Below are 24,429 nucleotides of genomic sequence, written 5' to 3'. Positions count from 1 at the left end.
GCACCAAACGAGCTGCACTCAGGGAAAAACAACAAAAAAAAGCAGCCATTTCGGGCTGCTTGTACATTCATTATTTCAGATCATTCAATAAATTCTTCATTTTTTTGTAATGTCCACTGACCCGATCAACCATGTAGTTATACATGAGCTGGTTCTCTGAAAGGTCCGCCATTTCCTTGTCAATGTCAACGTTATTGTTGTTATTGTTCATCGTTGTTTCATTGTTCTCGACAATTCGGTACTGAACGATGGAAGAATTGGGATCACTGATAGGAAAGTGTTTGTTATGAGTCCGCTTCATGGCGAGCTGATCTGTTTTGCCATTTTCAACGATACGTCGCAACTCTTCCTGAAATTCTACCGTTTTCTTTTTGTAGTTGGGTGTGTCTGCATTGGCAATGTTGTTGGTGATGGCATTGTGTTGTGCAGTCAGTGCTTGTAACAGTGATTCGTTACGTCTTGTCGTATTCGTTTCGATCACGGGCTCAGTCTCCTTCACTGTAGATTGTACAGTTACTTCTATAATAAGAAATAAAGTTGCACACTGTCAACAAAACAAAGAAAAAGACAAGCACATGCCGGAGGTCCCCGATAAGAAGAACCCTGCCTTCATGAAATCTTGTCTTAGCCCTTGCCCTTATGGATCAGCGTTGAACAACCTCTTTAAGAGGGACGATTAATATTTTTGCCGTAATATATCTCGTCCATCTCCAGCTTCAGCCACTCCGTAATCTCCTGTTGTTCCTTCTTGCTGAGCTTATCTTTAGTGTACCCAAACAGATAATTGTCGAGATCAAATTCCCTCAGTTTACACTTGGTGTGAAAAATATTCTCCTGATAGACGTTCACGTCAATCATGTCAAAGCTGCTCTTGATCTCGTCCGGAATGTAATTCTGAATCGAGCCAATCTCATGGTCAATGAACAGCTTGCGCCCGCTTGTATCCCGCGTAAAACCACGCACCCGGTAATCCATCGTCATAATGTCCGTATCAAATGAGTGGATCAGATAATTCAGCGCCTTAAGCGGTGAGATCTCACCGCAGGTGGAGACATCAATGTCCGCACGGAAGGTACTGATACCTTCACTAGGATGAAACTCAGGGTAGGTGTGCACAGTGATATGGCTTTTATCCAGCTGCATGACAACGTTATCTGGCAGAGGGCCGGGAGATTCATCGAGTGATTCTTCAGGGATCTCCACAATTGGACCTTCCGAGACAAGCATCGTAACACTCGCACCTTGAGGCACGTAATCCTGCTGGGCAACATTAAGAACGTGGGCTCCGATGATATCGGAGACGTTGTTCAGAATTTTACTCAGCCGGGCGGCGTTATACTGTTCATCAATATATTCAATGTAAGCTTCGCGTTCGTCTTTGGTTTTGGTATAACAAATATCGTACATATTGAAACTCAACGACTTGGTCAGGTTGTTAAATCCATGCAGTTGAATGCGCTGCTCTGGCGTAATTGTCATGGCTGCAGTTCCCCTTATCCCATACGACATATCATCGCAGTTATAATACTACTTATACCCAACCTGCCTCGAAAAAAAACATATGTACGTCATTCGAAATGTTATGCACCTCTGACGAACTATACTGATACACAATGAATTAGAATGAAGAATCATCAAAGTCTATAACATCGTTCATGCGCTCATCCTCAGCTACAGATTGAATATCCTCTGAAGTGACACTGATGATTGTATAGTCCTCGTTTTGCTGTTTCTTCACGGCTTTTTCCTTCACAAAACGGGGACTGCCTTCTCCGGCATCTTCGTCATAGACGAGCAGAAGACCGTCGCTTTTACGCAGCAACAGGTCATCCCGTGCAGTGAACTGCCACGGCCCGATATAAGGTTGATTGCTAATTGCACCGTAATAGTCCACACCCGAGAGGATGGAACGGTAATACTCCTGCTTGTCTTCTTTCCATTGCTCTTCTGGGTTCTGAAAGGCAGTGATGATCGACAGTTTCAGATGTGGATACATCTTCTTTAGATCAATCACCACTTCGCAGGCCCACAGGTCCACACCGTATTGTCCCGGCGTCAGCACCCATTCCAGACCATCTTCGACAAGGGGAGTAAGACGGGAGGAGATGGCTTTTTTGATAAAAGGAATACCTTCATGTTTCTGTCCAAAAATCTGCAATTCATGTGCCCGGTAACCGGTGATCAACAGGTTTTTCAGTGTCCGTTCCTCCTTTCAGGCATGATCAATCGATCAGTCGGTTCTATATAACGATGCAGTTATTTCGCAGGTGGAGTTTCTGCACGGAACGGATACAGGAATGGCTTCGGAATATCCGTTTCGAATGACATTAACTCATCCGTTGTGGGATGAATAAACGAGAGTATACGTGCATGAAGTCCGAGACGTCCAAGGTCTCTTGTGCGTGCACCATATTTTCTGTCACCGGCAATCGGATGACCGAGATCTTCCATATGCACACGAATCTGATTTTTACGTCCTGTCTCCAGACGCACTTCCAGCAGGGAGAACTCACGGTTCGACTTCAGACGTTTGTAATGTGTAATGGCATGTTGTCCATCATTCGGACGAGAGCTGGAATACATTTTCAGCGTTTTGGTTTCCTTCAGCCAGGAAGAGATGGTGCCTTCTTCTTTGGCTACCGAACCTTCAACAAGGGCAACGTAGACGCGGTCCTGCACATTTTCCTTCCAGTTGTTTTGCAGCTTCTGCTGTACCTCTTCACTTTTGGCAAACATCATGACACCCGATGTGTCCCGATCCAGACGATGGACAACAAAGATCCGGTTGAGCGGATTGGTGCGGCGTACATGCTCTGTCAGTTGGCGATAAGCCGTCAGGTCATCTGTCTTGTCAGCGGCAATGGACAACAGTCCGGCTTCCTTGCGGATGACTATGATATCATCGTCTTCATGCAAAATGTTAATACCCGTCAAGGAAGGAGCAGCGACTGCACCTTCTTTTCGAATGTAGACAATCTGACCTGGCGTCAGCGCTTCATTAAACTTGGTTACGACCTTCTGATCCACGGATACCTGTCCACGACCCAGAATGGACTTCACTGCATTCCGTCCTGATTTCAAATGCTGCAACAGGAAGTTCAACAGTTCATCCGGTTCGGTCACTTTGTATTGGCGTGGTGGTTCCTGCTTGCGATAGTAGGAATTGCCTGGTCGTTTGGATGCGCTGGCATTTTTGGGTTTGTTGCCTCCAGCTTTATTTGGTGCACCCGATGATTTCGCGGCTATTGGCTTCTTATTCTCCACCGTATTACGTGATGCGGAAGCACCTGATGTTTTGGCAGATGAGAAGTTGGACTTGCCGGACCATGCTGAAGATGAACCTGTATAAGATTTCCCCTTGGCCGAGGCCGATGTCTTGCCTGTTGGACGTTTGCGTTTATTCATGAATAGTAATCTCCTTCTGAACAGCCTGTACCGCTTGTGTGCATACGATCCGTTCATTTTCGTTATGCAGTTCAATATACCATTAACAGTCGACAAATAAAAATAGGTTCATGCAATCTGCATACATCCAATCATAAGAGTAGTGAGATTCATAGGATAGGGTATCCCATAGCATTGGAGGTGTTACTCATGGGCGTGTTTCTCGATATGAGAACTTCGATGAACTCGGCAACCGTAGGACAGCCCGGTTTGTCACTGTCAGAATCCCCGACAGCTTTCGGCACCATTGGTCTACAGACGCAAGGTGTGGTGAATCCCATTATTACGTTGAACGGGACAGTAGGTGTTACGGGAGAACTGGGAGATACCTTTGTTGTGGAGCTTGTGCGTGGTTTTTTATATGATCCTTTCTATATCATCTACCGTGCTGAAGGTACGATTGGACAGAACGGAGGTGCCGAATTCCATTCGTTCACAGCTCAGGATCTGTCTGCACCACCAGCATTGGAAAGTGTGTATACTTCGTTCATCTCTGGGGTGTCCACAGCAGTAAGAACCGGGCCGGAGATGTTATACGGTATTGCAGCCATCGGCTAGTAGTGAAGGACGTATTATGACAGGCAGAGTGCTTCGTCATCACTTCTGTTGACGGCAGAGTTCGCTTCATACCCCAGACAACCAGACGTACAAAGTAATGCAGCGACCAGTTTCGACTAGCGCTCAGCATGAAACCCCCGACTCAAAGAGCCGGGGGTTTTTGTCATACAACCATATGCAAGATTCGCTGCAAACTCACTGATTCGAGGTTGGAGGTGTCTGAAAATCAGTTGGCACGGCCTTTCAGAATGATGTTGTTGGCTTTGCCAAAGTCGATGGCGACTTTGCCAGCCAGTGCGGCTGTTCGCTCAGCAAGAACAACCGCGTTTACTCCGCAGGAGAAGAGAGCGACATCGAAGGTATGTTGATTGGTCTGAATCCATTCGAGTGTCTCCTGCATCTGATCATAGCTGTCGAAGGGCAGTGCGCTCACGATGTCTAGATGGTATGGATCTCGAACGAGTGCGGCACGCAGTTCTTGGGTCTCACGAGTAACCAGGAGCACCCGCTTGCCTGCAAGCATCTGCCAGAAACGGGGATTTTGCGCGAGCTCCCGATTCACACAGGCATGACAGGTCAGTGGGGGGGAGATGCCAAAGTGTGCAAACAGCATATCGGTCAGGGGTCTTTTGAGATAATCCGGAGCTTTGATGGTAGTGTCACCACGGGGAAGCACCCCGACGATACTTGCACGTTGCAGGGAAGCGGCGACTTCGTCACGGAGCTGTATGTTTGGAAGGCGAAGTCCCTTCTGACCGAGATTGGCCTTAATGGCCCAACGCTCCTGAAGAACCTGTTCCGTAGTCCACACCGTTTCCTGGGACATGACGATATTCTCTCCATCGCCAACGCGTACAAGAGACAGCGGTCGCTCTTCGAGCACTGCCGCTTCAAGCTGATCAAGCACACCATCCATTTCAAGATAGATCGAATTCATTCGAGTGGTTGCCTCCTTTGAAAATTGAATTGCTCTATTCTATGTTGCGGCTGCAGCAATGATATGTACGTTCGACCCGCAGGGCACCATCTTCAGCTGTATATCAATCTATTTCGTTGAAATCAGTGCATTAGTCCGTACCGCTTCTATTAACATTTCATACCTTATAGAGTCGGCAGGATTGGCAAGCGAGACCTGGATGGACTGTCAGTTACCAGACAGCCGGAAGTTGTGTTTCGTTCCAAACGACTGTTGAAACTATGAAAATGGTCGGTATCCGCTGAAATAATGGCAGAGTTTATGAGGAGGAATGTTATGTCCAGGAAAGTGGTTATTGAGATTAACTTCAACAATTATGGGCTCGACCCTCAGCGATTGACGAGAGAATGGCTGGAGCGGCGGATGAGCATTTTTCGCACATTTACTTTGCACTGTCTTAAAGCTCAGACGAATCAGGATTTCCTCACGGTGGTGAAGTTATCCAAGGAGTCGGGAGAAGTGATGCAGGAGATTCTCGCGGAACAGGAGCCGCTGCCTGCCAACATTCGTTTTGGAACCCATATTGAGAGTGTACGGGCGATTTTGGCATTTGCTGAAGGGGCGGAGCACATCTATATTGCCCGTCTGGATTCGGATGACCTATATCACCGGACCTTTGTACAGCAGCTATATGATGTGCAGCCACAGCCGCAGACGATTGCCCTGATTAACCAGAACGGCTATCTCTGGGATAGCGTGAACAACGAGATGGCACCTGCGTTTCATCGTTCTCCGCAATTCTATGTCTACCTGTATAAAACAGCGGAGTACGCATCCGGGTATCGGGTGAAGCTGCCGGGCAGAGGTACGCATGGCAATGTCATCGATCTGCCGCATGAGCTGCTGACGCCGCGTAACTATGTCAACATCGTGCATTCGAGCAATACGTCAGTCAAAAAGGTACCGCCTAAAGACCGATTAAGCCGCGAAGAGATGGCACAGGTATTACGCGAATTCATGATCTGATCAGGGAGGGGTATATGCATGATTAAAGGACAAACGATTCTGGTTACCGGGGGCACAGGCTCCTGGGGTCAAAAGCTGACCGAGGTGCTGCTGGAACAGGACCCGGCAGAGATTCGTCTCCTGTCTCGTAACGAATATGGCCAGATTGCGATGCAGCGTGAATTCAATCATGACCCGCGTCTGCGATTCGTCATCGGGGATATCCGTGATTATCGGGCAGTGGAAGATGCGTGTAAAGGCGTGGATGTGCTCTTCCATCTGGCTGCGCTGAAGCATGTTCCGGTCTGCGAGGACCAGCCAGATGAAGCGTTCAAGACCAATGTGATCGGGACGCAGAATATTATTCGGGCTGCCATTCGCATGCAGGTTCCGAAAGTCATTGATGTGTCCACCGATAAGGCGGTAGATCCGATTAACGTATACGGCATGACGAAGGCCTTGGGTGAGAAAATGATGATTCGTGCCAATTGGCTGAGTGAAGGTACGCGGTTTGTCTGCATTCGTGGAGGCAATGTGCTTGGAACCAGTGGTAGCGTGGTGCCTTTATTCCGACGTCAGATTGATGAAGGCAAGAGCCTGACCATTACGGACAAAGGCATGACCCGCTTTTTCCTGACGCGCACCGAAGCCATACATCTACTGCTTAAGGCAGCTGAGGCTGCTGTGGGCGGGGAGACGTTTGTGATGAAAATGAAAGCTTGCAAGATGACGGAACTGGCCTCCGTCATGTTGGAACAGGCAGGTCGTCCATCCTTCGACTATAAGGTGACAGGCATACGTCCAGGTGAGAAATTGCATGAAGTGCTGATCTCGCCTTTTGAAGCACCACGCACTCGTCAATACGATGCGCAGTATTACGTGATCTTGCCGGAGCACCCGGACAAGGGGCTGACAGATCAGTACAGCAACCTGCCTCGTGTGAACTTCTCCGAGTATCGTTCGGACAGTGCCATGATGAACAAGCCAGCGATTGCCAATTTCTTGCGTGCAGGCGGCTATATCGACTAATCGAAGGGAGGCGGAGCGTTTGGAGGTGGAAGGGATGGAAGAGAAACATCAGCACGAGCAGCACGAAGGAAAAGAAGGGCCGCAGCAACATAATACACTTCAACACATCAATGATCGCTCCCTGAAGGCTGTTGTCATCGGTCTCGGTTATGTTGGTTTACCCATGGCCGTGGAGATGGCACAGGCAGGTTATCAGGTCCACGGGATTGACATCGATACCTCCAAGATAACCAAGCTGAACGCCGGGCATTCATATGTCATCGGTATAGAAGATGATGTCCTGCAGTCGCTTATGCAGACAGGACTGTTCACGGCAAGTGACGATTATGCAGAAGTGGCGCAGGCCCATGTCATTGTCATCTGTGTGCCCACTCCGCTGACCGCCAAGCATCAACCGGATATCTCTTATATCTCGGCAGCGGTGGATGGTATGACTCCTTATCTGCTGGAGGGCAGTCTCGTCATATTGGAGAGTACGACTTATCCAGGAACGACCGAGGAACGTGTGAAGCAACCGATTGAAGCAGCAAACGGCTGGCGAGCTGGAGAGCAGTTCTATGTCTGTTATTCTCCAGAGCGTGTAGATCCGGGCAGTGTACATTATGGTGTGAAAAATACCCCAAAAATCATTGGCGGCTCCACACCGGCTTGTCTGACCTATGGCAAACAGTTCTACGGTTCATTCCTCAACGAAGTTGTTCCGGTCAGTTCAACAACCGTAGCGGAAACGGCAAAACTGTTCGAAAATACATTTCGCAGTGTGAATATTGCACTGGTGAATGAGTTGACTCCGGCTTGTGAACAGATGGGTGTGAACATCTGGGAGGTGCTGGGTGCGGCGGCCACCAAGCCGTTTGGTTATATGCCATTCTATCCCGGTCCCGGCATCGGCGGACACTGTATCCCAATCGATCCGATCTATCTGTCCTGGGCTGCAAGCCGTCAGGGATCGGAGCTGCAATTCATCCAGCTGGCGGATGCAACCAATCGGCAGATGCCAGAGCGAGTGGTGAAGCGTGCAGCGGAGCTGCTGGAGCAGAATGGTGTATCTGTTCGGGGAGCGCGCATTGTTCTGGCGGGTATGGCTTATAAAAAAGACATCGACGACTTGCGTGAATCTCCAGCGCTGGATGTCTTCCGGCTGTTGAGCAAAGCGGGTGCAGAAGTCGTTTTCACTGATCCAATGGTGCCTGTCTTCCGTAAGGATGACGGTACGTTGCTTCAATCCCGGCCGGCTACGCCGGAATTGTGGACATGGGCTGATCTGGTGATCATCACGACGGATCATTCGGCATTCGATTATCAGGAGATGGCGGATCAAGCGAAGCTGATCTTCGATACACGCAATGCAACAGCCGGATGTCACGGGGGAAATATTGTAGTGCTGGGCCAGCCTGTTCGGCGAGCGAAAACGGGAGAAACCTATGGCGAATCATGATCGAGTGAGTGAACGCTATTACGGCGAGATCAATTCGGAGGATTCTCATGAAGCGACAAGAACACGTATCCACTGGATGTGCCGTGAGGCGACAGGCAAACGCATCCTGGATGTCGGGTGTAGTCAGGGTATTACGTCGATTCTGCTGGCACGTGAAGGATTTCGTGTAACAGGCATTGATCTGGAGGAAGAAAGTATCCGGTATGCCCAAGGAGAGCTTGCCAAAGAGTCCCGACCTGTTAGGAACAATGTGGATTTTCGGATGCTGGATATTACGCAATGGAAAGTAAGGACTACCTTTGACACTGTGCTGCTTGGAGAAGTGCTTGAGCATTTTGCTCATCCGGAGATGTTGTTGGTCCAGATTCATCGGCTGCTGCAAGAGGATGGGACGCTGGTTGTGACCGTGCCGTATGGATATCATCCGTTCTATGACCACAAGCAGACGTTCTATGCAGGAAGCCTGGCGATGTGTCTGATGCCGTATTTTGAAGTCTTGAAACTCGAAGTTCATCATAAATATCTATGTTGTGTGGCCCGCAAACGGCGGAGAACTCAGGTGCATATGTCGCCGAGTTTGGATCAACTGATGGAGTGGATGGCGCTGGATCATACCCATTTTGCCGAGGTGGAACAACAGCATCTCCGCGTAATGAAGCAGCGCAAGAAGGTACTGGACAGTGCGGTGGAGCAGGTGAAACGGCTTCGCCGTCACGAGAGTGGAGAAGTATAACAGTGAAGGTAGGGACAGGGACAGAGAAAGCAGCAAGGGTAAGAGCAGGGTTAGAGCCAAAGCTAAGGACACTGCAAGTGTAGGGGCAAGGGCAAGGGCAAACCCAAACCCAAACCCAAAGCTAAGGATAAGGACACTGACGCTGAAACTGTGCTACAAGTAACTGTAAAGGCAAACGTAAATCTAAACTTAAATTTTAAGACCAGAGGAAAACCGCCTGTCAGAGTAAATGTGAATAGGAGGGTGCTCTGGAGCATCATTGCGGTTCTTGTTATGAAGGGGACTAGGGCGCTTCCGCTTAGATTAAAGAAATGGTCCCGAAATTTTCCCCTGCAAGCTTCCCAGAGCATTTATCAGATCACTTAGCTAGATCACCTCTATTCAACACTGCTGTTTAGTATAACGACAGATCTATTCTATGTTCTAACGAATCTCACACGCCTTATTTTGATGATTTTGGAGAGATGAGAAATGTAACGAATCTCAGCGATCCTATTTCATCTGAAAGCTGCGATAAACGACGAATAGTTTCCTAAAATGCGAGAATAGCGTGTCTCAGATTCGTTACATTTTCCAAGTGGCTGAAATACAACAAATAGCGTCGCCTCAGTTCGTTAGCCACAGTGAAAATGATATGAATTCCGTGACCAATACCAAATGCCAAATAAATTGGAATAAACATTTACACGAAACGGAGAAAACAAAAAGTATTTCAAGAAGCGGAGCTAAAAGCGTTCTGAATGAAAGCTGCATCGGAAGCATATGCTTCGCCTTGGGATAACAACGATCGGAAGGTTGTTCTGTTATCGGAGTGTCCAGTGTAAATATCTTTTAGTTCAAATTACGATAGACTTTGTTCGAAGTATTTAACCAACGAAAGCAAATCGTTATGACATTTCGCAATACGCGTACGACAGGAAGGGGCTCAAAACGTGATCACCATCAGTCTGTGCATGATTGTGAAGAACGAGGAACGCACGCTGGCACGCTGTCTGGACTCGGTTGCCAGCATCGCGGACGAGATCGTCATTGTGGATACTGGTTCATCGGATCGCACGATGGACATCGCTGCGCAGTATACCGACCAGGTCTTCACGTATGAATGGAAGGAAGACTTTGCCGCAGCGCGGAATGAGTCATTCGCCAAGGCCACGCAGGAGTATATCCTGTGGCTGGATGCGGATGATGTGCTGCTGCCCGCGGAACGGGCGAAGCTGGAGGTGTTGAAGCAGCAGCTTCCGTCTGGGGAGGAGACGGAAGCTGTGATCTTGAACTACACGCTGGCCGAGGGAGCGGAGGAGAGTCCACTTGTGACGGACCGACGCCTTCGCCTGGTCAAGCGGGATGCCGGGTGCCGCTGGCATGGCCGGCTGCACGAGCAGCTTAGCTTCCCGCGGGGCGAGGTTATTACGGCAGACATTGCCGTTACGCATCGCCGCGAAGCGGGACATCATTCGGCGCGAAACGTGCGCATTCTGCGCAAATGGATCGCCGAAGAGGGCGTAGCCCAAGGTCGCCTGCTGTTTTATTATGCAGGCGAATGTTATGACCGCCAGCGTTATGCGGCGGCGGCACGCGGTTACGCGAAGCTGCTGGAGCAGCCAAGCGGTTACCGCGAGGATCGCCTGATTGCCTGCGCGCGGCTGGCGGAATGTTATGAACGACTGGGTGAGCCGGGCCGTAAGCTGGGTGCATTGCTGCAGTCGTTCCAGTATGATCTGCCACATGCGGATTTCTGCTGCGCCATTGCGGCCTGTTTCCATGAGCGGCAGGAACCCGTCTCGGCCATCTACTGGTATATGCAGGCGGTGGACGTGAGCAGCCGCGATCCGGGTCTGCGCCCGGTGCCTATGGCTTGCCGTACATGGCTGCCACATGCTCGTTTATCCCTTTGTTATGCTCATCTGGGCAACTGGGAGCAGGCATTGATGTATAACACCAAAGCCCGTGAGTACTTGCCCAACGATCCCGGATTGCTTGCCAATCGCCAGAAGCTCGAAGTGGTGGTACGCAAAGAGATGAAAGAGCGGGAAGAACGTGGTGAAGTGTCACCGCGTAAGTAGGGAGACGAATTGGGACAGATGAGGACAGAAGGGTTTGAAGTGTTATTATGAAATAGGGAAAATAGATTGAAATAGAAGATTGCCAAAACAAGCGGCTTATCTGAGTATGAATTTAGTAATAGAAAGATCAGAAGTATAACCAGTACGAAACAGTCTCTGGAGGGTGTAGTAGTTTGTCAAAATTAGATGCAATCGTTTTGTCCAACTAGGGCAGGACGGTTGTTTTTATTTTGATGAAGAAGCTTCAAACGTTTTACAGTAAAACGCGGTTGCTCATTCGGGGCTGGGCCGTTAAACTAAAGGGAGCGGCGTTTGCTTGACGGACAAGTCATGAGAACGCCATTTTGTTGTCAAGGATGCGGGATATGAGCCGCTTTCGGATGTCAGAATCGGATCGGACCAAGCTGGTGGAAAAACACCGGTGATAAGTAAGGAGTCTTTACATGAGTGTGCAAACACCTACATTAGAAGAAGCGCAGGGTCTCCTGCAAAAATATTATGGCTACCCCGACTTCCGTGAGGGACAGAAAAAGATCGTAGCCAGCCTGCTCGAACGTGAAGATACGTTGGGCATTATGCCAACCGGGGGCGGTAAGTCGATCTGTTATCAGATCCCCGCTCTGTTATATTCGGGTCTGACGCTTGTTGTCTCCCCGTTGATCTCATTGATGAAGGACCAGGTCGATGCGTTGACGACCGCCGGAATTGCTGCCGCGTATATTAATAGTACACTTAGCGGCAAAGAAGTGAATGATCGTATCCGCGCGGCGCAGCGCGGTGAGCTGAAGTTGCTCTATGTCGCGCCTGAGCGACTGGAGCTGGATTGGTTCCGCGAGGAGATGGGCTATTTGCCGATCTCGTGCGTTGCCGTGGATGAGGCCCACTGTGTATCGCAGTGGGGGCATGATTTTCGGACAAGCTACCTGGCGGTAGCGCCGTTTGTGGACAGTTTGCCGGAGCGGCCGGTGGTTGCGGCCTTTACGGCTACAGCGACGCCCGAGGTCATGGGCGATATTCTGCGGTTGCTGCGTTTGCAGGACCCGCAGACATATGTGACCGGACTTGGGCGGGATAATTTGGCGTTTAGCGTGCTACGCGGTGAGAGCAAGAAGGATTTTGTCCTGAATTACGCGCGCGAGCATGCCAGCGAGCCAGGTATTATATACGCCGCGACCCGTAAGGATGTGGACGATCTGCATCAGCGTTTGTTGCAGGCGGGATTGCCCGCAGGACGCTATCATGCTGGGATGACGGACGATGAACGCTCGCAGAGCCAGGAAGCTTTTTTGTACGATGATATCCGAGTGATGGTGGCGACCAATGCGTTTGGGATGGGGATTGATAAGTCGAACGTGCGTTACGTTATTCATAACAGCATGCCGAAAAATATGGAGGCATACGTGCAGGAAGCCGGACGTGCAGGCCGGGATGGAGAGCCAAGTCAGTGTATTCTGTTATTCGGGGCACAGGACATTATCACCCAGAAGTTTCTGATTGAGCAGAATCCGATGGAGGGCGACCGTAAACAGAACGATTACCGGAAGCTGCAACAGATGGTGGATTACTGTTACACGACCCGCTGTCTGCGCAGTGCACAGCTGGATTATTTCGGTGAGGTGCATGACGATACACCTTGCGGTATTTGCAGTTCCTGTACGGACGACCGCGAGCTGGTAGACATGACGATTGATGCACAGAAAATATTCAGCTGCATTCACCGCATGCGTGAACGGTATGGTGTATCGCTGGTCGCTTCGGTGCTCAAAGGTTCCCGTGCCAAAAAAGTGCTTGATTATGGCTTCAACTCTCTGCCAACCTACGGTGTGATGGGCAATCGGACAGAGCGTGAGATATCGGAGATCATCAACGTGATGGTATCCGAAGGGTATCTGATGCTGTCTGAGGGACAGTATCCGGTTGTACGTCTGCAACCACTAGCGGTGGAAGTGCTCAAAGGCCAGCGTGAAGTGATGCAACGTGTCGTCCGCAAAACAGCGGCGACGGCTTCGGGTACGAACTATGGCGGACGTCGTGGGCGCGATGCGATGCCATCTGCGGTTAATGAGACGGTATTTGAACAGTTGCGCCTGATCCGGCGTGATCTGGCGGCGAAAGAGCATGTACCATCGTACATTATCTTCAATGATGCGACCCTGCGTGAGATGAGTGTGGTATGTCCACAGACAGAACGTGACATGCTGGATATCAAAGGGGTCGGTGAGGTCAAGTACCGCAAGTACGGACTGCCGTTCCTGGAGTTTTTCCAGAAGCAATCGGGCGAAGAAGTGGATACGGATGATGATGCGTTTTACGAGTATGAGTGAGTGTGGAATGAGTATGAATTGTTAGATATCGGACTTTACAATATTTGAAGTTCATGTGCGTAAAGCTTAAATGATTGAAAAGATGATAGATAATTGAACACTATTGAGGTCTTTTACAAGTTGAAGTTGAGTTTGAAGTTGATTATCGTGTCTCTGTAGAGTGGACAAATGGTGGCGAATTGTCTTTCAGGGTGGACATTGGGGTTAGAAATGGCTGACCGTATCGTATACAGCATGTAGTTTTATTATATGGGTTTTATACTGTATGTTGTGGTTTTCATTTGGCGGGGTGTATATGTCTTTTTGAAAAGAGTGTCCACTCTTTGAAAGACAAAAGTTGGATATGTCCATGAGGCATGGAGTGGCTAGTTCAAAAGAGGTTTAGATGAACAGCATCCGGGACAGGATGGCTGTGCAGCTTTCTTTTTACCAAAAAATATGGTCTGGGTGTCCAGGCAAAGGTTGTGAACCATGAAGGTTATTCTTTCTACATTAAATGCAAAGTACATCCATACCTCCTTGGCCTTGCGGTGTCTGAAGGCATACAGTGAGAAGGATTTTGATATTGATCTGGCGGAGTATACGATCAAGGACCCGGTGATGAATATTGTGTCTGATCTGTACCAGCGCGGCGCGGACGTGATTGGTTTCTCTTGTTATATATGGAACATTGAAGAGACGATCAAGGTCATTGATAATCTGAAAAAGGTTATGCCGAATGTGAAAATTCTGCTGGGCGGGCCGGAAGTGTCCTACGACACGGAATATTGGATGAACCGGATTCCCAATGTTGATTTCATCGTGATGGGTGAAGGGGAAGAGACGTTGCATCAGCTTTTGACGGAGCTGGAAGGAAGCAAGAAGTTCCACTTTGTCTATGGACTGGCGTATCGCAAAGGGGAAGAGGTCATTCTCATGCCAGGGCGGCCAAAGGCGGATCTGAACGATCTGCCGTCACCGCATCGATTTGAAGAGGATATCCCGGATCTTGGGAAACGGGTTGTTTATTTTGAGACCAGTCGGGGCTGTCCGTTCAGTTGTCAGTTCTGTCTGTCCAGTATTGAGGTCGGCGTGCGGTATTACGATATTGAGCGGACGAAGTCGGATATTCTGTATCTGATTGAGAAGGGTGCGAAGCTGATCAAGTTTGTGGACCGGACGTTCAACATCAAGCGGGATTATGCGCTCGAAATGTTCAAATTCCTGATCGAGAATCATCAGGGGACGGTGTTCCAGTTTGAAATTACGGCGGATATTATGCGTCCCGAAGTACTGGATTATCTGGCAGAGAATGCGCCTCCGGGCACGTTCCGGTTCGAGATCGGGGTTCAGTCTACGAATGATCCGACAAATGAACTGGTGAAACGTCGCCAGAACTTTACCAAGCTGAGTCGTACCGTGAACAAGGTGAAAGCCAGCGGTAAAATCGACCAGCATCTGGATCTCATCGCCGGACTGCCGGAGGAAGATTACAATACGTTCCGCAAAACGTTTAACGATGTGTTTGCACTGGGGCCGGAAGAACTTCAACTCGGATTCCTTAAAATGCTGCGCGGTACGGGTCTGCGTCTGGATGCGGAAAAGTACAACTACACGTACATGGATCACGCGCCGTATGAGATTCTGGGCAGTGACGTGCTGCCGTTCAGTGACATCGTGCGCTTGAAGCGGCTGGAGGATGTATTGGAGAAATACTGGAACGCACATCGGATGGACTATACGCTGAAGTATCTGATGGAGCAGGAGTTCAACTCGCCGTTTGATTTCTTCCAGGCGTTCGGGGATTATTGGGAGGGTCAAGGTTGGCAGAAGATCGGTCACCAACTGGAGGATCTGTTCACTCGTCTGCACAGCTTCCTGGAGTCGCGGAATACGCCGCATATGGATATCGTGCTCGGCTTGATGAAGCTGGATTATTTCCTCGGTCACAAATACAAACCACGCAAAATCTGGTGGGAAGATCCGCTCCAGAAAGACCAGTGGGCGGGTTATATGAAAACGTTGGCTGAACGTCCGGAGGACGTTCGACTGCCACGTGTCGCCGGCGCCGCAGGCACGGCATGGCTGGAAAGCAGCGGCACGGGTCCGAGTGCCGCTGTGGCAAGTTCGGCTGCTGCCGAGGAAGACTCTGCCGCGAATGCGGCGGGTGTAATCGGCAGCGAAGCCGGGGATGCAGCGTCGCTCACTTCGGGCGACGCAACAGGGTCCGCCGCGGATGGAGCGGCGGACATGGTGGACGGCAACGCTTCGCGTGCGTTGCCGATGACCTCGGCCATGACCGCACAGACGGTCATGGGTGCCCGTGCTTTCGCCGACCTTGGTCTCGGCGAAAAAGAACTGCAGAAGCACACCGTATTGGATGTGCTTCCGTTCCGGCTTGAGCGTGTGCTAGCTGGCGCCAGCCCGCTTGCCGCGAAAGGCCGGACGCTGCTGGTCGTTGTGTACCAGCAGCACGAAGGGCAGCAGGCGCAGTATTACACGCTGCCGCTGGGAGAAGAAGCCGCTGCCATGTAGGTGCAGCGGCTTGAGATAAGCTACATGGCTAATTGGTGCCATGTAGCATGAGGAAGCGCCACGACTATGCAGTCGTGGCGCTTTTTTTGCATGCATCACGGCGTCGCAATCGTGATGCTGCAATGATGAGCACCGCGCTAATGAACGCGGTGTGTCTCAAGAAGGTGCTGCACCCATTGGGCGCAGCACCTCACCCTTACGCGGCTTGCCATTGCACAAGCCGCGCTCCGCTCCACCTTTTAAAAAATCATATATGTTTCGAAAGCATCGGAAGGTCATCTGACTCCTATACGGGATGAAGAATGATCTTCCTTTTTTTGTTTTCCAAATCCCCATAGAATCACATACCCAATTCAGTCAAAGGATAGTTTCGTATGAATGATAAGGCCAAAACTGAAGAGACAAACACAGTAACTAAAGGTTCAGCTGACTCATTGCATGTCCATATTCCCTATAACGCTGTACATATTCAACGCATTCGTCAGTTAAAGGGCAGACGGTGGGAGCCAAATAAGAAACTGTGGATCATTCCTACTCTATTGCAACCATCCAGGATTTAACGAACCATTTTGATGCAGTATATGTGCAGATTACTACCCGGCCAGATGAGTTGTATAGTTTTTGTATAGATTCAATCGTTAAAATATGAGTTGCAGAAACTGTGGGGAATTGTCGAGAATATAACCCCATGTTAATTAGAAGAGATTGGATGGAAAATAGAGCTCTATTTTTACAATCCAACATGAGGTAACTTCATAAATTGATAATTAAATTAGGGGGATCATCGAAAAAAAGAAAAACATTTGCTCATATGAAAAAGTGCTAAAAAGGATTTGTCTACATCAGAAAGTCTAAAAAAGAATTGGGGGAAAGGTACGTGTCAAAACAAAACAACAAGTTTCTTAAGAAAAAGCATGGAGCATTATTTCTCGCAGCGGCTCTGACCGTGGGCGGTTTACCACCAGCAATGTTCCCGACGACAGCAAGTGCAGCTGATGCAGGCGAAGCTTTAATATCCACATCAGGTGGTACAACCAGATACGATATTGTGGACGGAGAGCAATCGTCCGGGGCCGTTATTGATCCTGGAATTCTGATTCAAGACTCCCCTTATACAATAAATCTGGACGCTGCCACCGTGCTGCTTGAAAATTTTCAAGCAGGGGATCAATTGACATTTACCGCAGCGACAGGAATCACAGGAACATATAATCCTGCGAATGGTGTCTTAACGTTGAAGGGAACTGCTTCATCGGAAGCCTATAATCAGACATTATCAACTGTTGCGTTCTCAACAACCTCCAGTAATACGTCAGTCAGAACCGTTAGGTTTGCCTTGGGTGATGCCCTTCCAAATGATGCTAACGGCCATTTTTATAAATATATCAATAAGAGAAGCAGTATTACCTGGGCTGCCGCGAAGAATGAGGCTGCCGCCGACAATTATTTCGGGCGCGAAGGATATCTGGTCACGATTACAGATGCTCAAGAGAATGAGTTTGTAAAAGAAAAGACGTTAGGTCTTGGATGGATTGGCGCACAAGATATCCAACGGAAAAACGGTGAACCCGTAAATACTGGTGACTGGCGTTGGGTAACCGGGCCGGAGGGCCAGCAAGATAGCGGGAATGGTCAGAAGTTCTATGAGGGTTATCTGGGCGGCACAAAAATAGGGTATGCAAATTGGGCCGCCAGTGAACCTAATAATTATTCTGGTTTGGAATATGTTGCCCATATTTATGGGCCCGGCAGAGAAGCAGGACATTGGAACGATTACCCTTTGAGCAACAATGTTACAGGGTATGTTATTGAATACGGCGGCATGGCGGGCGACGAAAATTTGGATATCATCGCCGAGAAAACCGTTGCTATTGTCAATAGTACCGATCTTAAGCAAGCCGTTGAAGAAGGGGATCAACTGGACCAAGAAGATTATATGGTAGCGGAATGGCAAGCGTATAAAAAAGCTCTGGAAGACGCCAGAGCCGTGCTTGACAACAAAACCAAAACTCAAGAAGAAGTAGATAAAGCACTTCAGGAATTGAAAACAGCGAGAGAGCTGCTGAAACCCATGTTGATCACCGAGCCGAGCGGTGGGCTGGTCAACGTGTCCAAGCCTGAACTCAAAGGTGTGGTAGACCAAGATTCGAAAGTCACCGTTGAATTGAAGGATGAGAACGGCAAAGTGATTGAAACAAGGGAAGTAGAAGCAGATAGTAATGGAAATTGGAGCTTTACCCCGTCGGCAGAATTGCCGGATGGAAAATATACGGTTGATGTAACGGCATTGAAAAATGGAAAAGTGACCAAACAATCCAAGACAATCGTAGTCGAGTCTGCTCAAAAATCGCATCTTACCGGTCTCGAGCTGAATGCCAACGATGGAACTTCGATACCTCTGTCACCGGCTTTTGCTGAGAATACGTACAATTACACTGCTACTACTGCAACGTACAGCGTATATTTCACACCAACACTGGACTCGCTTGCAGGTCTGGATCCGAACGCCAAGATTGAGTTTTCGCTCAACAATGGTGCCTGGACGGATGCAGCCAGCGGTAAAGCCAGCAATGAATTGCCTTTGAATGAAGGCAGCAACACGATTGTTGTTAAGGTTACCGTTAACGGAAGGGAAAAACTCTATACGCTGACCGTCTTCCGTGCATTCAATAATGGAAATAATGGTAACAGCGGAGGCGGAGGTGGCGGAAGCACGACTCCAACAACGCCAGCAGCACCAAGTACTCCTGAAGCTCCAAAGGGTAATCTCGACGTAACTTTGAACGGCAAAGACGATCCGTTTGCAACAGGCACAACTTCAACTGCAGACGGCCGTACGACAACGTCAGTTAAGGTAGACCCGGACAAGCTGGGTAAAGCTGTATCGGAAGGTACAGGCCAGGATCTGTCGATTCACTCGCCAAATGAAGGGGATATGACGGTTGATGGCTTGACGGCAGACACTTTGAAGAAACTGGGCGATAAGGGCGCAAGCCTGAAAATAAGTAACCCACTGGCCATTTATCCGGTACCTGTCGGAAAAATGAACCTGAATGCTGTCGCCGGTCAATTGGGCAATGCAGCGCTGAACGATATCGGTGTTCGCATCGACATCAAGCGTTCTTCGGATGCCTTGATTGCATCTGCGAAGAACAAGGCAGCAGCAGGAGGTTATGAGCTGCTGGTTGATCCGGTTGATCTGGACCTGACGTTTAGCCATGGGGGTCAAACCGTAAAATCCGGTCAATTGAACGGCTATGCGGCGAAATACATCGCTCTCCCGGAAGGCATCGATCCGAACCGGATTACGACGGGTGTTGTAGTGAATCCGGACGGCAGCGTATATCATCTGCCAACCGTTGTAACGAAGATCGGCAATCGTTATTATGCACAAATCCATGATTTGCGCAGCATCGGTACGTACTCGGTAATCTGGAATCCGCAGGATTTCACGGATGTGAAAACCCATTGGGGTCAAGCGGATGTGAATAACATTGCGGCACGACTGGATCTGAAGGGGAACGGGGATAACACGTTCTCGCCGGGACGCAGCGTAACCCGTTCCGAGTTCGCGGAGATCGTGGTCCTCGGCCTGGGTCTGATGCGTCAGGAAGCGTCGCAGAATAACTTCCCGGATGTACCGACTTCCGCCTGGTACGGAAATGCCCTCGCGATTGCGGATGAATTTGATATCGTTCGCGGTTATGACGATGGCAACTTCTACGGCAACCAGCCAATTACGAGAGAGCAGGGCTTCGCAATGGTAGCCCGCGCGTACCGCCTGATTAAATCCGAAGCTGTCGTTAGTCAGAATACTTCTGCTCTGTCCGAATATAAAGACGGTGCGAGCGTATCGAACTGGGCCAAGGCGGATGTGGGGCAATTGATCGAAGCAGGCATCATTCAGGGCGAAGGTACTCATCTCAGCCCGAAAGCTCCGATGACGCGTGCTGAAGTGACGGCACTGATTGCAAGGATGCTGAAAATTACCAATTTAATTGACAAGTAAGCAAGTTTATTCAATCAACCACTGACAGCCTAAAACCGTCAGTGGTTGTTTTTTTATACATTGATCGCGGCGCTTTTTTTGCGTGCATCACGGCGCAGCTATCGTGATGCACCAAGTGTTTCAACCACGGAACTGTGCTCGTGATGGCAGCATTAGGACCACGCTAATGCATGCGGTGCCACCTCGTGAGGTACTGCCTTATTAGGGGCAGCACCTCATCCTCACGCGGCTTGCCATTCACAAGAACAGGAATCGGCTGTCGACTAAAGGCCGGTTATTCCATGCCCCTGCCAGGGGGTCTAATTGTAAGCAGAGGTCTGACACCGTAGACTTGGAAAACTCCATGCACAGAAGTTCGTCGGTATTTTCAGTAACTTTGCGAATTACTTCTTGTGTAATATACTTAGTATATTAATATTATGATGTCAGGGTGGTTTTGTGGAATTGCATTTATACGAGCAGATATATAGCTATATTGTACAAGAGATTAAAGAAGGTCGTTTAAAAGAAGGTGACCGAGTCTCTTCTGAAAAAGAGTTGGCTGAAAAATTTGGCGTCAGTCGTATTACATCTAAAAAGGCTCTGGAGAAATTGGCAGATTCTGGGGTTATCAAACGAATACAAGGAAAAGGTTCATATGTGGCCGATGGTATCATTGGAGGACAAGAACCGAAGCATTATTCAGAAGTAAGAACAACTTTGGTTCCTGAGGACGATAAGCGGGTGATCGGATTTATTATACCGAATTTTTCTGACGAGTTTGGCCTGCAACTTCTTAGATCGATGGAAAAGCGGAGTGCTGAGCATAATTATCAACTCATTATCAAGCGAACTTGCGGGGATCGTGATGAGGAAAAACGTGCGATTGACTTATTTATTGGTTTAGGCATCAAAGGATTAATCGTGACCCCCATTCATGGTCAACACTATAATTCTGAACTGCTTCGACTTGTATTAGATCGGTTTCCAATTGTTTTGGCCGATAGATATCTAAAAGGAATTCCGGTTTGTTCGGTATATACAGACAATAAGAAAGCAGCCATGGATCTTACGCGTCATCTGATTAGCAAAGGTCATAAAAAAATTGCCTTTTTATCTCCGCCGGAAGAGAACACTTCAACATTGGAGGAAAGGCTGCTCGGATATACGTTTGCCTTCACCCAGGAAGGAATGAATTTGAACAAAGATTATGTATTGACAAACTTGAAGGGCACCCTTCCCAAGAACATAAATGGAACAGCGATTGAAAATGATAAAGAAATAGTAAAGAATTTTTTGAAACAACACCCTGATGTAAAGGCGTTTGTCGCATCGGAATTTCTAATAGCTACCATGCTGGCTCAAGTCATCCACTCGATGGGGAAATCTCTGGAGGAATTCGAGATCGTTTGTTTCGACTCCCTGAACGATCACCTGGGTCAACCCATCTTCACTCATATTAAGCAGGATGAGAAGCAGATGGGTGAATTGGCAGTGGATATGTTAATCTCTCAATTGCATGGAACAGCAGTTCCCGAGCTGAACATTATTAAACATCGTATGGTCGTGAAAAATAACGGGTAGGGTTTATACAAGTGCAGCTAAACCAAAGCAATTGTTCAAAGTGTCGAGAAGTCCCAAGGGGCTTATCGGCACTTTTTTTTGATATCAGACATATAAACTTCGAAGCAGGGACCTTCCTGACCTGATATCGCAAGAAAAACCCCTTTTAGACGCGGTCTGTCTTCTATGAAGTATGTCGATAGGCGATGTTCTTATGGTAAAGCATGTTTCACATCAGGGAATTGGTTAGGGGACCGGAGATTAACCAACCTTGAAACGTCGATTTCTATATCTAAATTATAGCCATACATCATGAATAGTGATGTCGTAATATTGCAATTGACATGTTTTATGATGTCATATTAATATACTTAGTATAACTAGTGGGTTCCTATAACAAATTCACGGTGTTCATCATTTTCTGATTTTAATAGTTCATATCACCAAAGTTGTTAACGCTTACATAAGTTGTGGATGATCAGAAAATGAAGTGGATCCTATAGGAATTCAAGTTAAACGAATTCATTTAACTAAGGGGGACTTTGAATGAGGAGATCCAAAAAAATCGCATTTCCAATTCTTGTTTGCTTTCTGGTTATGTTACTACTTGTAACGGCTTGTTCAACGAATGGAGGCTCTAGCGATCAGGCCGGAGAGGGGATTACAACGGTTACGATGTGGCATGGTCTTACCTCAATTGATTTAGATAATATGAATAAAGTCGTGAAGGCATTTGAAGAGAAAAACCCTACGATCAAAATGAATTTGGTTTATACAGAATCCAACGAGGGATCCGATCAGAAGCTGCTGACTGCAGTCGCAGGCGGCAATCCTCCTGACGTTGCACTTTTCGATCGGTTTAAGGTCGGTACTTGGGCTGCGCAAGGTTCTCTTACTGACTTATCCTCGATGGCAGCAGAATCCGGAATACGTAAGGAAATGTATTATCCATTTGCATGGGAGGAGTCCAGTTATCAAGGAAAGCTTTATGCAATGCCGATGGATACGGACTCTCGCCTGCTATTTTACAATAAGGATCATTTCAAAGAAGTGGGGTTGGATCCCAACAAACCACCACAAACGATCGCCGAGCTTGAAGCGGCCGCCGATAAGTTAACCATCAAGGAAGGTAAACGTTTCAAACGGATCGGGTTCATCCCATGGTATTCGCAAGGCTGGCTGTATACTTGGGGATGGGCATTTGGAGGAGAATTCCAGGATGCTGCCACCGGCAAAATTACGGCAAATGATCCTAAAGTCGTGGAAGCGCTACAATGGATGACCGACTTCGGCAAAAAATACAATGTCGAGGATATTGCCGGATTCACAAGTGCAGCGGGTACGGAGGAAATGGATCCGTTCATTTCCGGTCAAGTCAGCATGAAGATAAGTGGAAACTTTACGGTGAAGGGTATCGAAAAATTTAAGCCGGATTTAAACTACGGTGTTGCACCAATACCGACCCCAACAGGTACTAATTTTACGACATGGTCGGGAGGCGGGTCCGCTATTATCCCTAAAGGCGCCAAGAACGTCGCTGCTGCTTGGAAATTCCTCGAATTCTTAGGGAAAGAAGAGGGGCAAACGTTATTAAACGCTGACTCTCAAATTTCCGTTATCGATTCGGTTAACGACAAATACGGTTACAAGGACGATCCGATTATGAAGGAATTTATCAATATTTTACCCAATTCACATAACCGCCCGGTTATTCCTGAAGGCCAGCTGCTGTGGAATGAGTTAGCTTCCGCTACGGAAAAGGCTACCCGCGGTAACGGTACTCCGAAAGAGAACCTGGATAGAGTAACAGAGACTGTTAATAAGGCTTTGGAAAAATACGACAAATAGGGTGCTCGGTAGGCAGGGAGGGAACTCTCTCCTTGCCTATTCATGAATGACAATTGGAAGGAGAATGCACATGGCGAAACTGGCCGATCCAGTTAAAGTAAACGCAATTCCATCGGCAAGGAAACGAGCACTCCACAGAACCAATGTGATTGGTTGGCTGTTTGCTTCACCTTGGGCTATAGGGCTGCTGTGCTTTTATGCAATTCCGATGCTAATGTCCATCTACTTCAGCTTCACGACTTACAGCATTCTGCAGCCTGGTGAATTTGTCGGAATGAATAATTATAAAGATCTTTTCCATGATCCTCTGTTTTGGAAATCCATATACAATACGCTTTATTTTACCGTATTTTTTGTTCCCTTAAGTATATTTTTCGGTGTGGCACTCGCTATGATGTTGAATATGAAGGTCAAGGGTATGGCTGTATTCAGAACGATCTTTTTCTTGCCTACACTTGTTCCACAAGTGGCTTTGGCTGTTCTGTGGATGTGGCTGTTACATCCAAACTTCGGATTGGTGAACGGGATGTTAGCGAATATCGGTATCGATGGGCCTTCCTGGCTTGGTGGTGAGTCGTGGTCCAAGCCCTCTCTCATTCTGATGTCGCTTTGGGGTATTGGGCAAGCTGTCGTCATCTACCTTGCTGGATTAGGAGACATCCCTGAGGAGTACTATGAAGCGGCGCAAATCGATGGAGCTAACTGGTTTCAGAAAACGAGAAAGGTAACGCTGCCTTTGCTCACTCCCGTTATTTTCTACAACCTTGTCATGGGAATGATTGGTGCATTCCAACAGTTTACTCTTCCCTATACGTTGACCAAAGGGCAAGGAACTCCTGCAAATTCCATGACTTTTTACGTCATGTATTTATATGAGAACGGATTCAGGTATTTCAAAATGGGTTATGCCTCCGCAATGGCATGGATCTTATTTATTATCGTTATGGCATTAACCGGAATTATTTTTATTACGTCTAAACGCTGGGTTCATTATCAAGGGAAATAA

Annotated in this window: 17 protein-coding genes and 1 pseudogene; 12 read left to right on the top strand and 6 right to left on the bottom strand. The window is 48.3% G+C overall.

The annotated features are described in order from the left end of the window. Positions 1 to 70: 70 nt before the first annotated feature. The 4 genes from flgB to QF041_RS12905 all read right to left on the bottom strand — a co-directional run bounded on the left by flgB (position 71) and on the right by QF041_RS12905 (position 3,264). The gene (gene flgB / locus QF041_RS12920; protein ID WP_133386825.1) at positions 71 to 481 is read right to left on the bottom strand and encodes a flagellar basal body rod protein FlgB; all 411 of its coding nucleotides are present in this window, start codon (positions 479 to 481) and stop codon (positions 71 to 73) included. A 182-nt stretch (positions 482 to 663) separates the two neighbouring features. After that, the gene (speD, locus tag QF041_RS12915) at positions 664 to 1,479 is read right to left on the bottom strand and encodes an adenosylmethionine decarboxylase (protein WP_036610662.1); all 816 of its coding nucleotides are present in this window, start codon (positions 1,477 to 1,479) and stop codon (positions 664 to 666) included. A gap of 139 nt (positions 1,480 to 1,618) precedes the next feature. After that, a complete protein-coding gene (locus tag QF041_RS12910; RefSeq protein ID WP_105597766.1) occupies positions 1,619 to 2,197 on the bottom strand; it encodes an SLOG family protein in 579 nt (192 codons plus the stop codon). A gap of 59 nt (positions 2,198 to 2,256) precedes the next feature. Beyond that, positions 2,257 to 3,264, bottom strand: a complete 1,008-nt coding sequence (locus QF041_RS12905) for an RluA family pseudouridine synthase (RefSeq protein WP_373461389.1) — start codon at positions 3,262 to 3,264, stop codon at positions 2,257 to 2,259. Positions 3,265 to 3,594: 330 nt separating this feature from the next. Between QF041_RS12905 and QF041_RS12900 the strand changes: the two genes are divergently transcribed. Beyond that, positions 3,595 to 4,002, top strand: coding sequence for a hypothetical protein (locus QF041_RS12900; RefSeq protein WP_307414491.1), 408 nt, complete (start codon positions 3,595 to 3,597; stop codon positions 4,000 to 4,002). Positions 4,003 to 4,228: 226 nt separating this feature from the next. Here the strand turns inward: QF041_RS12900 and QF041_RS12895 are convergent, their stop codons facing one another. Next, positions 4,229 to 4,939, bottom strand: coding sequence for a GT-D fold domain-containing glycosyltransferase (locus QF041_RS12895; RefSeq protein ID WP_307414490.1), 711 nt, complete (start codon positions 4,937 to 4,939; stop codon positions 4,229 to 4,231). A gap of 315 nt (positions 4,940 to 5,254) precedes the next feature. On the opposite strand from QF041_RS12895, the gene QF041_RS12890 reads away from it, so the two are divergent. From QF041_RS12890 to QF041_RS12855, 8 genes are all read left to right on the top strand, one after another. Continuing rightward, positions 5,255 to 5,944 (top strand): glycosyltransferase, encoded by a 690-nt coding sequence (locus tag QF041_RS12890; RefSeq protein ID WP_307414489.1) that lies wholly within the window; start codon positions 5,255 to 5,257, stop codon positions 5,942 to 5,944. A gap of 18 nt (positions 5,945 to 5,962) precedes the next feature. Beyond that, a complete protein-coding gene (locus QF041_RS12885) occupies positions 5,963 to 6,952 on the top strand; it encodes a polysaccharide biosynthesis protein (RefSeq protein ID WP_307414488.1) in 990 nt (329 codons plus the stop codon). A 34-nt stretch (positions 6,953 to 6,986) separates the two neighbouring features. Next, positions 6,987 to 8,390, top strand: a complete 1,404-nt coding sequence (locus QF041_RS12880; RefSeq protein WP_307414487.1) for a nucleotide sugar dehydrogenase — start codon at positions 6,987 to 6,989, stop codon at positions 8,388 to 8,390. Further along, on the top strand, positions 8,377 to 9,123 hold the full coding sequence (locus QF041_RS12875; protein ID WP_307414486.1) for a class I SAM-dependent methyltransferase: 747 nt from the start codon (positions 8,377 to 8,379) through the stop codon (positions 9,121 to 9,123). Before QF041_RS12880 ends, QF041_RS12875 begins: the two co-directional genes overlap by 14 nt. Before the next feature lie 932 nt (positions 9,124 to 10,055). Beyond that, positions 10,056 to 11,186 (top strand): glycosyltransferase family 2 protein, encoded by a 1,131-nt coding sequence (locus QF041_RS12870; protein WP_307414485.1) that lies wholly within the window; start codon positions 10,056 to 10,058, stop codon positions 11,184 to 11,186. A gap of 443 nt (positions 11,187 to 11,629) precedes the next feature. After that, positions 11,630 to 13,510 (top strand): DNA helicase RecQ, encoded by a 1,881-nt coding sequence (recQ, locus tag QF041_RS12865; protein ID WP_307414484.1) that lies wholly within the window; start codon positions 11,630 to 11,632, stop codon positions 13,508 to 13,510. Positions 13,511 to 13,981: 471 nt separating this feature from the next. Next, complete coding sequence (locus QF041_RS12860; RefSeq protein WP_307414482.1) at positions 13,982 to 16,024, top strand: B12-binding domain-containing radical SAM protein; 2,043 nt, start codon at positions 13,982 to 13,984, stop codon at positions 16,022 to 16,024. 877 nt (positions 16,025 to 16,901) lie between these two features. Further along, a complete protein-coding gene (locus QF041_RS12855; RefSeq protein ID WP_307414481.1) occupies positions 16,902 to 20,033 on the top strand; it encodes an S-layer homology domain-containing protein in 3,132 nt (1,043 codons plus the stop codon). 240 nt (positions 20,034 to 20,273) lie between these two features. On the opposite strand, the pseudogene QF041_RS12850 reads toward QF041_RS12855, so the two are convergent. After that, a pseudogene (locus QF041_RS12850) lies at positions 20,274 to 20,414 on the bottom strand (transposase); the annotation flags it as partial. Between the two features lie 57 nt (positions 20,415 to 20,471). On the opposite strand from QF041_RS12850, the gene QF041_RS12845 reads away from it, so the two are divergent. The 3 genes from QF041_RS12845 (at position 20,472) to QF041_RS12835 (ending at position 24,429) form a co-directional block, all read left to right on the top strand. Further along, on the top strand, positions 20,472 to 21,596 hold the full coding sequence (locus QF041_RS12845; RefSeq protein WP_307414480.1) for a GntR family transcriptional regulator: 1,125 nt from the start codon (positions 20,472 to 20,474) through the stop codon (positions 21,594 to 21,596). 525 nt (positions 21,597 to 22,121) lie between these two features. Then, positions 22,122 to 23,423 (top strand): ABC transporter substrate-binding protein, encoded by a 1,302-nt coding sequence (locus tag QF041_RS12840; RefSeq protein ID WP_307414479.1) that lies wholly within the window; start codon positions 22,122 to 22,124, stop codon positions 23,421 to 23,423. Between the two features lie 70 nt (positions 23,424 to 23,493). Then, positions 23,494 to 24,429 carry a carbohydrate ABC transporter permease gene (locus tag QF041_RS12835; RefSeq protein ID WP_307414478.1) on the top strand — a complete coding sequence of 312 codons (936 nt, stop codon included), beginning with the start codon at positions 23,494 to 23,496 and terminating at the stop codon, positions 24,427 to 24,429.

Origin of the sequence: Paenibacillus sp. W2I17, assembly GCF_030815985.1 — a bacterium.
In the GTDB taxonomy this organism is placed as follows: Bacteria; Bacillota; Bacilli; order Paenibacillales; family Paenibacillaceae; genus Paenibacillus.
The sequence above is the reverse complement of the archived record's forward strand: the minus strand, read 5'-3'. Positions and strand labels throughout refer to the sequence as shown.